We start from the raw sequence: 15,611 nt of genomic DNA on the forward strand, positions 1-15,611 counted from the left end.
TGTCTTAAAATAGATCCGTAGTATTTTACGCACTTATGAAAAATTTATTGCTGTTAATCCTTACAGGATTAATATTTCAGTCTGCCACTGCGCAGGATAATCGAAGCCTGATCTCTCTTTTTGTACCAGCAAATTTGAAGGAAAATGCAAATGCCGCCGTGCGTGACTATGATATTGTTGTGACCATTGAATCTCAGGATAAAGTCGTTATTGAAGAGAAACGGGTGGTGTCGGTATTCAATGAGTCTGGAATGAATAGTGTGGATGCTTTTCAGCACTACAGTGAATCCCTTGATATTCTAAATCTCAAGGCAACCATCTATGATGCTTTGGGTAATGAGATTGACGAGTTTAAAGAACGTGATTTCAAGGATGGAAGCGCTGTTAGTAACGGTACTCTATATAGTGACGCACGTGTAAAATATTTAGAATATACACCACGTAAATATCCTTTAACCATTGTTTTTGAATCTCGTGTCAAGAGCAGTAATACGGCATTCATTCCTAGCTGGACTCCTATATCAAACCGGTATGAGAGTGTTGAGTCGAGCACTTATAAAATCATCAATGAGACTGATATAAAGCTGAAAGAAAGGCAATTGAACTTTGAAAGTTATGACGTTGAGACCTTAGGAGATTTTCAATATAAACTTACCAATGCTCCCGCGTTACCTAGAGAAGTTTATCAGCCTTCTTTAATGAATGTAGTTCCACGAGTTAAGGTTGCATTGAGTCAGTTTGAAATGATAGGCGTCAAAGGGGTGAACAACGATTGGAAAGATTTTGGTAAGTGGATGTATGATGAGTTGATTAATGGAAGACAGGAATTACCACAAGAGGTTATTGATGAGGTGAATTCAATTACCCAAAATGCTACCAGCGATCTTGAAAAAGCAAAGATCATTTATGATTACATGCAAAAGCGTTCAAGATACATAAGTGTGCAGGTAGGTATAGGTGGTTGGATGCCGATAGAAGCGCAAGAGGTTCATAAAATGTCATATGGCGATTGTAAAGGACTTACTAATTATACTATGGCTCTACTGGATCAAGTAGGCGTTCAATCCAACTATGCGGCAATTTATGGCGGTAGAGAAAAACGCAGTATGGATCCCGATTTCTCTATGCTTGAAGGGAATCATGTTATCCTGTATCTACCAAATTTGGATAATGATAAAGATTACTGGCTTGAGTGTACTAGTACAACAGCGCCATTTGGCTACCTAGGAGATTTTACAGACGATCGCCACGCATTGATTGTGAAGGCTGATGGCGGCGAGCTCAAGAAAACTACTTCATACGCGACTCAAGATAATCAGCAACATGTCACTGGCGCCGTTAAAGTTCATAGCGACGGTACTGCACAGGCAAAAGTAAAAATAAGTAGCATAGGTGTTCAGTACGACTGGCGTTCAGGTGTATTGAGAGAAAACCTTAGCGCTCAAAAAGATCGATATCTGGATAATTGGAATCATTTGAATGGGTTGTCGATAAATCAAATTAATCACATTGAGGATAAAGACGCGATAAGATTAGATGAGCAATTAGAGGTGGAAATTGACAAGTTTGGAACTAAAATGGGCAATTTAATTCTGTTTTATCCTGTCATGTTTAATCGATTTAGCGATGAGCTACCTGAAGACTCGAGCCGTATACAACCTATTTCCATCGAGCGTGGTTATGTTGATGAAGACTCGTACGCGTTGGAGTTAGATGAAGATTTAGTAGTTGATGGATTACCCAATAATGTCGAAGTACAATCAGATTTTGGCAGCTATGAATTAGATTTTGTAAACGAAGAAAATCGTATTCAAGTGACTAGAAAACTTACTATCAATGAAGGGACTTTTCCTGCAGATAGGTATGAGGAATATCGTGAATTTAGAAATGCTGTTGTAGCTGGCGACAATGCTCGTGCTGCGCTCAAAAAGATTAAAAAGTAAATTATTTATGAATAGATTTTTAACTATCGGCCTGATCATTTTTGCTGGAATACTGTCTGTAGAGGCACAGGATTATGAATTTGGAGAGGTGCAATTGTCAGATTTTGAACAAACTTATGAGGATGCAGATGATATTCCAGATGCAGAAGTCTTATACCGCAAGGAGCACATCCAATGGACCTTGTCTGACGTAGGTCTCTATCAATATCGTAATGTTCATGAACGCATATTGATCAATAATGAATCTGGATATGATTATGCCACTAAAAAAGTGAGATTGTATAATGAAACCTCAAAGGCACGTGAGAAACTTACTAAACTTAAGGGACGTACCTACAATATTGTAGATGGAGAGATAGAAGAACAAAAATTGAGAAGCGACAATGAGTTTGAGAGAGATATAAGTGAAAACTGGAAAGAAGAGAGTTTTACCATGCCAGGTGTACGCGCAGGATCTATCATTGAATACAGTTATAGTATCCGCTCACCTTTTGGTAGCATCGATGATGTGATTATTCAATATGATATACCTATAAGAAAGTTGGATATCAATGTAGGCTTGCCCAAATATTATATCTATGAAGTTCAATTCAACCCATATGCGGTTTATGTTCCTAAAATTGCAGGAGAAGATCAAGAAAGTTGGAGACGTTCAAGCGGTGGTGCATCACAGTATGAATTGAGTGATAGGTCTCTAATTCTCGATACCGAGAATATTCCAGCGTTGAAGGATGAGCCAATGACCAAGAATCTAGAAAATTACCGATCAAAAATAATCATTGAAAGAGCTGGTAATCGTTTTCCAGGTGAGCCTATTCAGATGTTTTCATCTACATGGGAGCAAGTAGCAAAGTCAATTTATAAACTAGAAAAATTTGGCGGTGAATTGAGGAAATCTCGTTTTTTCAAGGATGATTTAGAAGTGATTGAACAAAAATATACGGGTAATGTTGAGAAGCTTGCCGCTATTCTAGATCATGTTCAATCTACGGTAAAATGGAATAACTATGTTGGTGTTACAGCCCAAAACGGTATTAAAGATGCCTATAAAAGTGGATCAGGCAACGTTGCAGACATCAATTTGCTGCTTGTGTCCATGTTGAGAGAAGCTGGTTATAGCGCAAATCCAGTCCTGGTAAGTTCACGTGATAACGGGATACCGCTGTTTCCTACTAGAAACGGTTTCAACTATGTTATTGCCCACGTTGATATGGATGGTAAAAACATCCTGCTGGACGCGACTGATGTGAATACAGGAATCAATAGCCTGCCTTTACGCGCTGTAAACTGGCAAGGTCGTCTTATCCAAAAAAATGGGAACTCTCAACCTATAAGTCTAGAACTAGGGATTTTCTCCAAAGAAATAAGTATGGTCAATGTCGATTTCAATGAAGATATGACGTTGACGGGAACGCTCAAGAAACGATATACTGATTATACGGCATACAGATTTAGAGATCGTTACCGCGGGCATGTCGATAGTGATATAATCAAGTACATTGAAGGCGATACTCGAGGTTTCAAGATTGATTCTTTAGAGGTAGAGAATATGAATAAGCCTGGCAAGCCACTCAACGTAAGCTGCAACGTTACTTATGAAAACGCTGTAGAGCAAATAGGAGATAAGATTTACCTTACACCACTTTTACATGAAGCGCTTAGCGAGAACCCATTCAAGCTGGAATCACGTACCTTGCCTATAGATTTGGTCTATCCACAGCAGACTAATGTAATCATAAATGTGAATATTCCAGAAGGTTATGAGATCGCATCCATGCCAGATAATACCCAATACAACTTCAACAACGGTATAGCGTCTTATAAAATGGTTGCTCAAGAAACAAACAATCGCATCTCAATAAATGCACAATTCACCATGACACAAAATAATGTGTTGCCTAAGGATTATTCCTCATGGAGAGAATTTTTTAGTGCGATCGTTGATAAAGATGCAGAAAAAATAGTACTTAAAAAAGTGTCATGAGTATCAAGAAATCTCAAGAACAAGTGGACGCCTGGATTAAAAACCATGGCATTCGCTATTTTAACGAGCTTACCAATATGGCTCAGCTAACCGAAGAGGTTGGTGAAGTTGCACGTATCATTGCCAGACGATATGGCGAGCAGTCTGAGAAGGAAAGCGATAAAATAAAAGACCTAGGTGAGGAACTGGCAGATGTTATGTTTGTCGTCCTATGTCTAGCCAACCAGACAGGAATTGACCTGCAAGAAGCTTTTGATAAAAAACTAGAGATCAAAACGCAGCGTGACCATGATCGTCATCTTAATAACGAGAAGCTCAAATAAACATGAGATTACAGCTACAGGCGAGCTCATCGCAACAAGAGCAAACTCCAATAATCAATATTACAGGATCAAAAAGTGAGAGCAACCGCCTATTGATCTTGCAGCAATTGTTTCCTAACCTGCAGATTAAGAACCTATCCACTAGTGATGATACGCAGCATTTACAGGAAGCCCTTGAATCAACAAACGAGATTCTAGACATAGGTCATGCAGGCACTGCCATGCGGTTTATCACTGCACTCATGGCAAGTAGCGACCTACAGAGAACAGTAACAGGTAGCGACCGCATGAAGCAGCGACCTATTGGGATTTTGGTCGATGCATTGAGATACTTGGGCGCGCAAATTGATTATGTAGAGAATGAAGGTTTCCCGCCATTGAAAATTAAGGGTAATCAACTTCATGGTGGTGAAGTCACCATGGATGCTGGTGTTTCTAGCCAGTTCTTAAGCGCCTTGCTGCTGGTAGCGCCACGGTTTGAGAATGGCTTGACCTTAAGGCTTTCAGGCAAATTGACTTCACGCCCCTATCTAGAAATGACGACAGGATTGATGCAACTTTTAGGTCTTGATGTAACGTTTGAAGGCCAAGTCATCAAGGTCAAACATCAATCACATATCACCGATCGGGAAATTGTTGTAGAATCAGACTGGAGTAGCGCTGGTTACTGGTATAGTTGGGTGGCGATGCAGCCAGCTGGCTACAGTGTGCAGCTCAATTCTTATAAGGACAGCAGTTTACAGGGCGATCGTGCACTGGTTGAGATATATGAGAAATTGGGTGTGCAAACCACCTTTAATTTGACAGGAATCGTGCTCACGTGCATGACCGATTTTGAACCGCCGCACTATCTGGAATTTGATCTCACGTCACAACCTGATCAAGCGCAAACAATCTTTGCTACTTGTTTGGGGCTTGGTATCAATTTGAAAATGAAAGGTTTGCATACTCTTAGAATCAAAGAAACAGACCGTATAAAGGCAATGGATGTTGTTGGGTCACGCTTTCGCGAAAGCAAAATTCTAACAACCACCGATACCATAGAAATAACATTCTCTCCAGATTCTAGCATTACACAAGAGTTCATCGTGGACACCTACCAAGATCACCGTATGGCACTAGCCTTTGCACCACTATGCTGCAAGACGACCGTGATAATTAACGATGCAGATGTGGTTACTAAAAGCTATGGCGAGTATTATAAGGATCTGGCTGCCGTAAAGGTCGATATAACAGAAATTTAAGCAGCGATTTACTTGACAACCCCTATGTCCAGATTGTATATTTGCAACTCAAAAATTAAACGTATTTAATGAAATTATCACAATTCGGTTACAAGCTCCCGGAAGAGTTTATCGCAAAATATCCAGCTGAAAATAGGGATGAGTCAAAGCTGATGGTACTGCACAAGTCCACTGGTAAAATCGAGCACAAAGTCTTTAAGGACGTCATCGATTATTTTGACGAGAAAGACGTTTTTGTGATGAATGATACCAAGGTTTTTCCTGCCAGATTATACGGTAACAAGGAGAAGACAGGTGCGCGTATTGAGGTGTTCCTTTTACGTGAATTGAACCCTACTACTAAGCTTTGGGACGTCTTAGTCGACCCAGCTAGAAAAATACGTATAGGTAATAAACTATACTTTGGCGAGGATGAGAGTCTGGTGGCTGAGGTTATTGACAACACAACTTCAAGAGGTAGAACTTTACGTTTTTTATATGACGGTACTTATGAGGAGTTTAGAAAAAAGCTTAAGGATCTAGGTGAGACTCCATTACCACGTGAGCTAGAACGTGAGGTAGAAGAATCAGATACTGAAAGATACCAGACCATTTATGCAGCAAATGAAGGAGCTGTCGCAGCGCCAGTTGCTGGATTACACTTTTCTCGTCACTTATTGAAGCGACTAGAAATCAAAGGTGTCAATGTTGCTACGGTAACTATGCACATAGGCTTAGGAACTTTTGCTCCAGTTGAGGTTGAAGATCTTTCTAAGCACAAGATGGACAGCGAGCAAGCTTTTATTACAGAGCCTACGGTCGCGATGGTCAACGAGGCGATAGACAATAAGCGCAACATTTGTGCGGTAGGTACGACTACCATGAGATCGCTTGAAAGTGCCGTAAGTAGTGACGGTCACTTGAATACGTACGAAGGCTGGACCAATAAATTTATCTTTCCGCCGTATGATTTCTCTATAGCAAATAGCATGATTACAAACTTTCACCATCCTAAATCTACTTTGATGATGCAGGCAGCTGCGTTTGCAGGTTATGATTTCTTGAAGGAAGCTTATGATGTAGCGATGAAAGAGGGCTATAAGTTCAGTACGTATGGCGATGCTATGTTGATTTTAGAATAATATTTTATATACAGTGATAGTTAGAACCCTTTATGCAATAGTATAAAGGGTTTTACGATTGCTTATTGTACCTTAACGTTCCCTATCTTCCTATAATTATGAAGTTTGTATCCCTAATATTTGTATTTGCTGTAATCGCAAGCCTACGCGTACAAGCACAGGTAACTAATGAGGTAACGCCACCTAGCTGGTCATTAACTGCAAAAAGTGAGGTTGCACCAATTGTTCTTCCTGCGATAGACGTGGATAAATTGTTGTTGGAAGATGAACAATCTTCAAATAATATCGCAAAGCCGTTACGTATAGGTGAGGCGATAGAGGTGAATATTGATTTATACAATGCTGGTGCATGGACCGTTCTAGAAAATGGCGATCGCATCTGGAGACAATCCATAGTTTCTCGCGGTGCGAAGTTCATGAAGGCAACACTTGATTTATATAGCTTACCTCAAGGCGCAGAATTATTTTTATACAACGACAGTCGTACTGATAAAATAGGGCCTTATACAGCTAGAGAAAATCAAGAAAACGGCGTGCTGGGAACCTGGATCGTTGAAGGAGATCATCTATGGATTGAATATTATGAGCCTGCAGCGGTTAGTGGTTTTGGTAGGGTTTCCATTGACGCCATCACTCACGGCTATGTAGAATTGCCTAAGCAAGAAAATTTTGGTAAGCTTAATGAATCTGGTAATTGTAATGTCGATGTATTATGTGACCCTAATGCTGGATCAACAGGTGATAAAGATTGGGATGACGCACGAGATAAGTATATTAATAGTGTAGCGCGTATCATCTATAATTTGAATGGTAGCACTTTTACCTGCACAGGTTCTATGATTGCCAATACCGGTGATGACACCACACCTTATTTCTTAACGGCAAATCACTGTCTTGGTGATGTAAACAATGGTGCAGGAAGCAGCTATGATGCTTCTGATTGGGCATTTGGTTTTCAATGGTTTACAAATACGCCCGATTGTGCGACCACGGCACCAACACAAGGACCGCAACAACCTACTCGAGTGTTGACTGGTGCGGCACTCAAGGCAAACAATGACAATAGCGATATGGCTCTTTTTCTATTATCGCAAGAGCCAGAAGAAGATTGGAATATTTTTTATGCCGGTTGGGACCACAGCGGTGATGTGCCACAAGAGCAATTGGGAATACATCATCCAGGATTTGACATTATGAAACTAGCGAGGAATGATCAACCTGCTGAATCTGTTTTGCTCAACTTTAATGGAAACTCGAGAACACAAGTCTGGCAAATCGCCGATTGGGATTATGGAGTGACCGAAGGTGGCTCTTCTGGAAGTTTTATTCTCAATGAAAACGATCAAATAGTAGGTCAATTAGCAGGTGGGTTTGCGGCATGTTCAGGTACAAATGATAATAATGATGCAGACTTTTACGGTAAGTTTGATGTGAGTTGGGATTTTGGTAGTCGATCCTCTCAACGTCTTAGAGATTGGCTGGATCCAGAAGATACAGGAGTTGAGGCGCTAGATGGTTCTTTCTTTAAGGATTTAGAGGACGAGATGCAACCACCGCCGCCGCCGCCACCAAATCCTGAATTTGACATTTTTGTATTTCCTAACCCTTCATCAGGTAGGTATTTTGTCGTGAGTGAAGAGCCTACTACCTACGAGATATTCAACCTCAATGGTCAACTTATCGTTGAAGGAAGTACCAATGATTTGAATGACGTCATCGACATCTCCTACGCGGCCAAAGGTATTTACATCGCAAGAGTAAAGAATGCTGGTAACACTATAGTTCGCAAATTAATCAAGCAGTAGTACGCTGCTTATTCCTTCAAGGAATGACACCTATGACCAAAACGGATAAAAAGGACATACGAGCATTAACCCTTGAAGAGTTACGCGATTATTTCGTGTCAAATGGTGAGAAAGCCTTTCGTGGTAATCAGGTATATGAATGGTTGTGGAAAAAAGGTGCGCACACCTTTGATGACATGACTAACTTGTCCAAAAACACTCGAGCATTTCTCGATGAGCATTTTGTCATCAATCATATACGCGTTGATGACATGCAACGCAGTCAAGATGGTACGATAAAAAATGCCGTCAAGTTGCATGATGGTCTTACGGTAGAATCTGTTCTTATTCCTACGGCAACTCGTACTACGGCATGTGTTTCCTCACAAGTGGGCTGTAGTCTCAATTGCGAATTTTGCGCTACGGCAAGACTCAAACGCATGCGTAATCTCAATCCAGATGAAATCTACGATCAAGTGGTAGCTATTGATCAGCAAAGTAGGCTGTATCACAATATACCTTTATCCAATATCGTATTCATGGGAATGGGCGAGCCGCTCATGAATTACAAAAATGTGATCAAGTCAATTGACAAGATTACTGGTGATGACGGTCTTGCCATGTCGCCCAAACGCATCACCTTATCTACTAGTGGTGTGCCCAAGATGATAAAAAAACTAGCAGACGAGCGACCTAAATTTAATCTCGCTTTGAGCTTGCATAGTGCCATTGATGAGAAACGAGTCAAGATCATGCCGTTCAATGAGCAGTTTCCGCTAGATGACATTAAGGATGCGCTCAAATATTGGTACGATAAAACAGGCACTAGAGTTACATATGAGTACGTAGTATGGAAAGGTATCAACGACACAAGAGAAGACGTGGATGCCTTAATCCAATTTTGCAAAGTGATTCCTTGTAAGGTGAACATCATTGAGTACAATTCAATCGACGATGCACGATTTGAGCAAGCAGCGCCGCAGGCTATTGATATGTATCAAACAGCACTTGAAAATGCTCGTATAGTAGTCAATGTACGTCGCAGTCGCGGTAAGGATATTGATGCGGCATGTGGGCAGCTAGCCAATAAATCGTCCTAGATAGAGTTGGACGATAACGCTTTCGCGAAAGCGTGCAATCTGAACTCACCTTGACCTGTTAGAATATTCCCTAGGATATTCAAAAACATTTCAGGACGCTTATCTTTACCACTATCAAAGTAGTCGAGCAAATAAAACAGCCCATCGCTCACGAGATGGAATTATTTGAAGAGAAATTCCGTCTCTCGATGGCATCTCGCATTGCACTACTTAATCGTATCACCTATTTCATTGTCAACCGTAAGGGCAAGCAAATGCGTCCCATGTTCGTGTTTTTGGTGGCCAAAATGATAGGCGATGGACAGGTAAATGATCGCACCTATCGCGGCGCATCAGTCATTGAATTGATACACACCGCAACACTAGTTCATGACGACGTGGTAGATGATAGTTTAAAACGTCGTGGGTTTTTTAGTGTCAATTCACTTTGGAAAAACAAGATTGCCGTGCTTGTAGGTGACTACCTACTATCCAAGGGTTTATTGTTAAGTATTGATAACAAGGATTTTGATCTACTCCAGATTATCAGCGTCGCCGTGCGCGAGATGAGTGAAGGTGAATTGCTACAAATAGAAAAAGCACGACGCCTTGATATTACAGAGGATGTTTATTACGATATCATTCGCAAGAAAACAGCAACCCTTATCGCTGCCTGTTGCAGTCTAGGAGCCGCTGCGGTATCTCCAGAAAGTGATGATGTAGAGAAGATGCGAGAATTTGGCGAGCTCATAGGCATTGCCTTCCAGATAAAGGATGATCTCTTTGATTATGGTAACCAGCGCATAGGTAAACCTACCGGTATCGACATCAAGGAACAAAAAATGACCTTGCCGCTAATTCATACACTCAACACGGTGAGCAATAAGGATAAACGCTGGTTGATCAATAGTGTCAAGCGCCACAATCGCGATAAAAAACGCGTGAGAGAAGTGATTGATTTTGTCAAGAATCATGGCGGCCTTGAATATGCCGTAGAGGTCATGATGGACTACAAGACTCGCGCTTTGGCTATTCTAGATACCTATCCAGAGTCAGAGTACAAGACCAGTCTTCATACGATGGTCGAGTATGTGATTGATCGTGATAAGTAGAGAGGTTTGTTGGGTGTTAGCTTTCGCGAAAGCAAAATCATAGCCATCCTATCAACAAATCACGAGCTTCATCATTTCTAACAAAATATAACAAAAGTTGCCCGCTTAAAAAAGTACCTTTGTGTACGCAAAACCAGCAGCATGAGTATAGTAGCGATTGTAGGACGTCCCAATACGGGAAAATCAACCCTTTTTAATAGACTAATCAAACGTCGTGAGGCGATAACTGATGCTGTGAGCGGTGTGACGCGTGATCGCCATTATGGTAAGAGCGACTGGAACGGTCGTGATTTTTCAGTTATAGATACTGGTGGTTATGCAGTAGGTAGTGACGACGAGTTTGAAGAAGAAATCGACAAGCAAGTAGAGCTTGCCATCGATGAAGCAGATGTGATCATGTTCATGGTAGATGCTGCAGATGGTATCACGCTAGAGGATGAAACCGTCGCGCAATTATTGCGCAAGATTGAGAAGCCAGTGATGCTGGTAGTTAATAAGGTCGATAACAATGCGCGCGAGCAAGATGCTTATGAATTTTATAACCTAGGACTAGGTGATTATTATTCCATATCCAGTATCAATGGTAGCGGCACAGGTGATCTTCTAGATGCGCTAGTTGAATTGTTACCGGAACCTCGCGAAGAGGTTGAGGTGGATCTACCCAGATTTGCAGTTGTAGGAAGACCTAACGCTGGTAAATCATCATTTATCAACGCACTCATAGGTGAAGAGCGATATATCGTGACAGATATTGCTGGAACAACTCGCGATAGTATTGATACCAAGTACAACCGTTTTGGTTTTGAGTTCAATCTTGTGGATACCGCAGGAATACGCCGCAAGAAAAAAGTAAAAGAAGATCTAGAATTTTACAGTGTGATGCGCAGCGTTAGAGCTATTGAGCATTGTGATGTATGTCTTGTGGTGCTAGATGCTACTCGTGGATTTGATGGACAGGTGCAAAACATCTTTTGGCTAGCAGAGCGCAACCGAAAGGGAATCGTCATATTGGTCAACAAATGGGATCTCGTCGAGAACAAGGATACCAATACCGTGCGCGATTATGAACGCCGCATACGAGAAGAGATGCAGCCATTTACTGATGTGCCTATCGTCTTTATAAGCGTACTTAACAAGCAACGTATTTTCAAGGCTATTGAAACGGCCGTTGAGGTTTATAAAAACCGCAGCAAACGCATCAAGACCAGCCAGCTCAATGAGACCTTGCTGCCTATCATAGAGAATACGCCGCCGCCATCATTGAAAGGTAAATTTGTCAAGATCAAGTTCATCACTCAATTACCTACACCACAACCACAATTTGCGTTCTTCTGTAACTTACCACAGTATGTGCGTGAGCCTTACAAGCGATTTTTAGAAAATAAACTGCGTGAGAAGTTTGATTTTACTGGTGTTCCCGTGAGTGTTTATATGAGAAAGAAATAATACTTTCTTATTTTTAACGTTTCTTACACAGACCAACCAATCTATGAGAAACGTTTTTTTATGCGTCGCTGTTCTTTGCAGCTTCATTTCCTATGCACAGCAGTTTGATATTTATGGAACTGTTACTGACAGTCTTACAAAACAACCATTGGCAAGCGCAACTGTTTTTTTAGAAACTATTCAAGATAGTACTCTAATAACCTACAGCATCACAAATGCAGATGGCCAATTTAGTCTCAAAGGAAATACAGATAATCAACGACTTAATTTCTTTATCAATTATCAGGGATTTAAAGATGTTTCTCGCATCATTAATTTGAATGGCGATTCAAGAGAAATTGATCTAGGAAATATTCAGTTGGTAGCAGATTTACAATCACTAGACGATGTTGTCGTGACCGCTCGAGTCGCACCTATAAAAGTGATGTCCGATACGCTAGAATTCAATGCAAAGTCTTTCAATACAAAAGCTGATGCAACGTTAGAAGATGTGCTCAAAGAATTGCCTGGAGTCGAGATAGATTCTGAAGGAAAAATTACCGTCAACGGTAAGCCCGTAAATAAGCTGCTAGTAGATGGAAAGGAATTTTTTGGTGATGATCCACAAGTTGCTTTAAAGAATTTACCTAAAGAAATTATAGATAAAATCCAGGTAAGCAATTCAAAAAGTGAAGAAGACAAAATTACCGGCGATTCTGGTGACGCCTCAAGCAGTGAGATTAATATTACTCTTGAAGAAGGAAAGAATAAAGGCTTTTTTTCACGTCTTACCGCAGGTGCAGGAACAGATGATCGCTATTCCACAAGTGGTATCGCAAATTACTTTAAGGACGACTTCAGGTTGACCGTCTTGGGTAGTGCCAATAATATAAATAGTCCTGGATTCACGTATGACGAGATATATGATGCGCTAGGATCTCAAGTCTATACGGCTACTAGAAGCTCTAATGGTAGCTTTGGGATCAATGGTATCAACTTTGGCTCAGGATCTGATGGAATTACTGAGAGTAGCACAGGTGGTTTTAATGTAAGCAATGACTTTGGTGAGAATGTAGAAACATCTGGTAATTATTTATACGGCCGTACCAATAACTTTAATGAGACCAGTAGCATACGCACGACGTTTTTACCAGACAGGACTTTTACCACGATTTCAAACTCTGATAGTAATAACGATAGCGACACTCACAACTATTCTGCTAATGCCCGTATCAAACCAGATACATTGACCACGATCAGTATCAATACCAACGGTAGTTATGGATCGTCAGATAATAATAGGAATAGCTCTTCTATAAATCAGGATCAAAATGGAGAAGTGATCAATAGTGTCATCACAACAAGCAATGCTGATAGATTCAATGTCACTAATAATAGTTCTCTATACGCAGGTCGTGGTAGTATCAATAAAAAACATTTTTATAGTCTTAATTTGGATCTAGATTATAACGATCTAGAGGAGACAGATCTTTTCTTTTCTTCTCGTACTTCAGGTAACGATGCCTCAGATGTAGATATTCAAGATCAACGCATTGAAATTGACAACCTAAGCACCAACATTCGAGCTACACCAAGATATCGTTACAAATTTAGTGAGGCATGGAGCACCACGGTAGATTATCGCATAGGTTATGAAAGAGAGGAAAATGAAAGACAAGTCTTTGATCAGGAATCTGGCTCATCAATATCAAATAATAGCTTGAGTAGTGACTTTAGAATAAATAGTCTTACCCAACGACCTACAATTAATCTTTCCTACCGTAAAGATGATAGAAGAATCTCTGCAGGAATAGGCTATTTCTTCACAAATTTAGACAGCGAAGAATTAGTTAACGACATAGAATTTGATCGTGATTTTAATGCAGTTTATACAGATATTACTTACTATGAAAAACTAGGAGAGTTCGCAAGTATCTGGCTCAACGTTGATAACAACCTTCAAATACCTGGTATAAGACAGTTGCAGCCTGTAGAAGACAGGACCAATCCTTTAAATATCGTGACTGGTAATCCTAATCTAGAAGCCAGTCTGATCACCAATTTTAATCTCAATGTGAATAATTTCAATTGGCAGGAGCGTCAGGGCTGGTTTGCTGGTATTAATTTTTCAACCACACAGGACGCCGTTAGAGCCATCACGGTTACTGACGATGACTTGATACGCCGCACTACCTATACAAATGTGGATGGTAATTTTAATGGTTATGCCTATTTTGACTACCGCAAGTCATGGAAAAAAGACGAGCGCACCTGGAAAGCTGGTGCAGGAATCAGTACATCTTTCAATCGCAATAGATCGTTTACTAATGGAGTCTTGTTTACCAGTGACAGGACATCTTTTAGGCCTGATTTTCAATTAAGCTATGAGCTGGATGACTTCATAGATGTAGAGGTAGATTACAGTATTGGATTCAATAATACTAGATACGATCTTTCTTCTATTGAAGATATTGAGTTTATAAATCATCAAGCTGGTATCGACTTCAAGCTGTACTATCCTAAGGATTGGACGCTGGCCATTCGCGGTGAGTACAATCTTTTTGGCAATGTAGATCCTAGTTTTGACAACGACAGTTTTGTGGTAATCGGTAGCTTGGGATACACCTTTGCAAAAGAGAAAGCAATCATCAGTCTCAAGGCCTATGACTTGTTCAATCAGGTTATAAATACGCGTCGAGTGGCGTCAGATGACTTTGTTCTAGACAGCAGCAATCTCGCTTTGCAGCAATATTTCCTACTCAGTTTTACTTACAAGCTGTCAAAGTTTGGCGGTAAAGGAAAAAGGGAGCAAGGTGGTGTTATTTTCCTTGATTAGTGAGATGTGATAGCTTTTCAACGGTGTTATGTTTGTGATAATTACGCTTTCGCGAAAGCGTAATCCAGAATAGATCTAGTGCAAGCCAAAAGCGCGCTAGATCGTCATTGATCTGTTGCTTTTTTCCTTAGGTATGATACTTTATTCCTGACTTGAAGTGGTAAATCCTACGTTATCAAAGGATTAGTGTACATTGAATAAAATCCTTAATTCAATGACATGAAGGCATTTGGTTTACTGCTCATTTTATCGGCCAATTTACTCACTGCCAGCTCGATTGAGATCGACAAAGAGTACGTGAAGAAATACACTGCAAGCGGTCAGCTGATTATGGAAGGCTGGACGGCTCAAGGACAAAAAGATGGCTACTGGAAATTCTATGACCGCAACGGTAAACTAGAATCCCGAGGTCATTTTTCGCGCAATCTGAAGACTGGATATTGGTATGAGTACAAGCAGGGTAAATTGATCCAAGAAGGACATTACCGAAATGGTAAAGCTACCAATTGGTGGACTTTCCATAACAAATCTGGATTTCAAAAAGTCAAAATGCAATACCGTCACGGCAAACCACATGGTTATGCGATGCATTATAAAAGATCGAGACTAAGTATGGTTTCAGAATATAAGGACGGCAAATTATTGGGACAATGGGACAGCGTGCGATCATTTAAAAAAGATCATCCTGATTTTTCCATGAGTGATTTAAGCCGTTGAGGTTTCTGCTCAGTTCTTCTAGAAGCCCTTATTTTTGCAAACT

At 40.5% G+C, this 15,611-nt stretch carries 12 protein-coding genes; 11 read left to right on the forward strand and 1 reads right to left on the reverse strand.

Annotated elements, in window-relative coordinates; all coding sequences use genetic code 11:
• Positions 1–35: 35 nt before the first annotated feature.
• The 7 genes from EJ995_RS04725 (at position 36) to rlmN (ending at position 9,499) form a co-directional block, all read left to right on the forward strand.
• A complete protein-coding gene (locus EJ995_RS04725; RefSeq protein WP_126446109.1) occupies positions 36–1,943 on the forward strand; it encodes a DUF3857 domain-containing protein in 1,908 nt (635 codons plus the stop codon).
• Positions 1,944–1,950: 7 nt separating this feature from the next.
• Complete coding sequence (locus EJ995_RS04730) at positions 1,951–3,927, forward strand: DUF3857 domain-containing protein (RefSeq protein WP_164549870.1); 1,977 nt, start codon at positions 1,951–1,953, stop codon at positions 3,925–3,927.
• Positions 3,924–4,250, forward strand: coding sequence for a nucleotide pyrophosphohydrolase (locus EJ995_RS04735; protein WP_126446114.1), 327 nt, complete (start codon positions 3,924–3,926; stop codon positions 4,248–4,250). The genes EJ995_RS04730 and EJ995_RS04735 overlap by 4 nt, the downstream gene beginning before the upstream one ends.
• A 2-nt stretch (positions 4,251–4,252) precedes the next feature.
• Entirely contained in the window at positions 4,253–5,494 is a 1,242-nt protein-coding gene (locus EJ995_RS04740) for a 3-phosphoshikimate 1-carboxyvinyltransferase (protein WP_126446117.1), read from the forward strand.
• Positions 5,495–5,562: 68 nt separating this feature from the next.
• Positions 5,563–6,615 carry a tRNA preQ1(34) S-adenosylmethionine ribosyltransferase-isomerase QueA gene (gene queA, locus EJ995_RS04745; protein ID WP_126446120.1) on the forward strand — a complete coding sequence of 351 codons (1,053 nt, stop codon included), beginning with the start codon at positions 5,563–5,565 and terminating at the stop codon, positions 6,613–6,615.
• 98 nt (positions 6,616–6,713) lie between these two features.
• Positions 6,714–8,420 (forward strand): T9SS type A sorting domain-containing protein, encoded by a 1,707-nt coding sequence (locus EJ995_RS04750; RefSeq protein WP_126446123.1) that lies wholly within the window; start codon positions 6,714–6,716, stop codon positions 8,418–8,420.
• Between the two features lie 32 nt (positions 8,421–8,452).
• A complete protein-coding gene (rlmN, locus tag EJ995_RS04755; RefSeq protein ID WP_126448870.1) occupies positions 8,453–9,499 on the forward strand; it encodes a 23S rRNA (adenine(2503)-C(2))-methyltransferase RlmN in 1,047 nt (348 codons plus the stop codon).
• Here rlmN and EJ995_RS13135 read toward each other — a convergent pair.
• Complete coding sequence (locus EJ995_RS13135; RefSeq protein ID WP_164549871.1) at positions 9,496–9,651, reverse strand: hypothetical protein; 156 nt, start codon at positions 9,649–9,651, stop codon at positions 9,496–9,498. The two genes, rlmN and EJ995_RS13135, sit on opposite strands and share 4 nt — an antisense overlap.
• Between EJ995_RS13135 and EJ995_RS04760 the strand changes: the two genes are divergently transcribed.
• From EJ995_RS04760 to EJ995_RS04775, 4 genes are all read left to right on the forward strand, one after another.
• Positions 9,613–10,590, forward strand: coding sequence for a polyprenyl synthetase family protein (locus EJ995_RS04760; protein WP_126446126.1), 978 nt, complete (start codon positions 9,613–9,615; stop codon positions 10,588–10,590). The genes EJ995_RS13135 and EJ995_RS04760 overlap by 39 nt on opposite strands.
• A 141-nt stretch (positions 10,591–10,731) precedes the next feature.
• Complete coding sequence (gene der, locus EJ995_RS04765; protein ID WP_126446129.1) at positions 10,732–12,036, forward strand: ribosome biogenesis GTPase Der; 1,305 nt, start codon at positions 10,732–10,734, stop codon at positions 12,034–12,036.
• Between the two features lie 43 nt (positions 12,037–12,079).
• Positions 12,080–14,851: an outer membrane beta-barrel protein gene (locus tag EJ995_RS04770; protein WP_126446132.1), complete on the forward strand. Its 2,772-nt coding sequence runs from the start codon at positions 12,080–12,082 to the stop codon at positions 14,849–14,851.
• A gap of 219 nt (positions 14,852–15,070) precedes the next feature.
• The gene (locus EJ995_RS04775; RefSeq protein ID WP_126446135.1) at positions 15,071–15,568 is read left to right on the forward strand and encodes a toxin-antitoxin system YwqK family antitoxin; all 498 of its coding nucleotides are present in this window, start codon (positions 15,071–15,073) and stop codon (positions 15,566–15,568) included.
• The last annotated feature ends 43 nt before the right edge of the window (positions 15,569–15,611 follow it).

Source organism: Nonlabens ponticola, from assembly GCF_003966335.1.
Classification (GTDB): domain Bacteria; phylum Bacteroidota; class Bacteroidia; order Flavobacteriales; family Flavobacteriaceae; genus Nonlabens; species Nonlabens ponticola.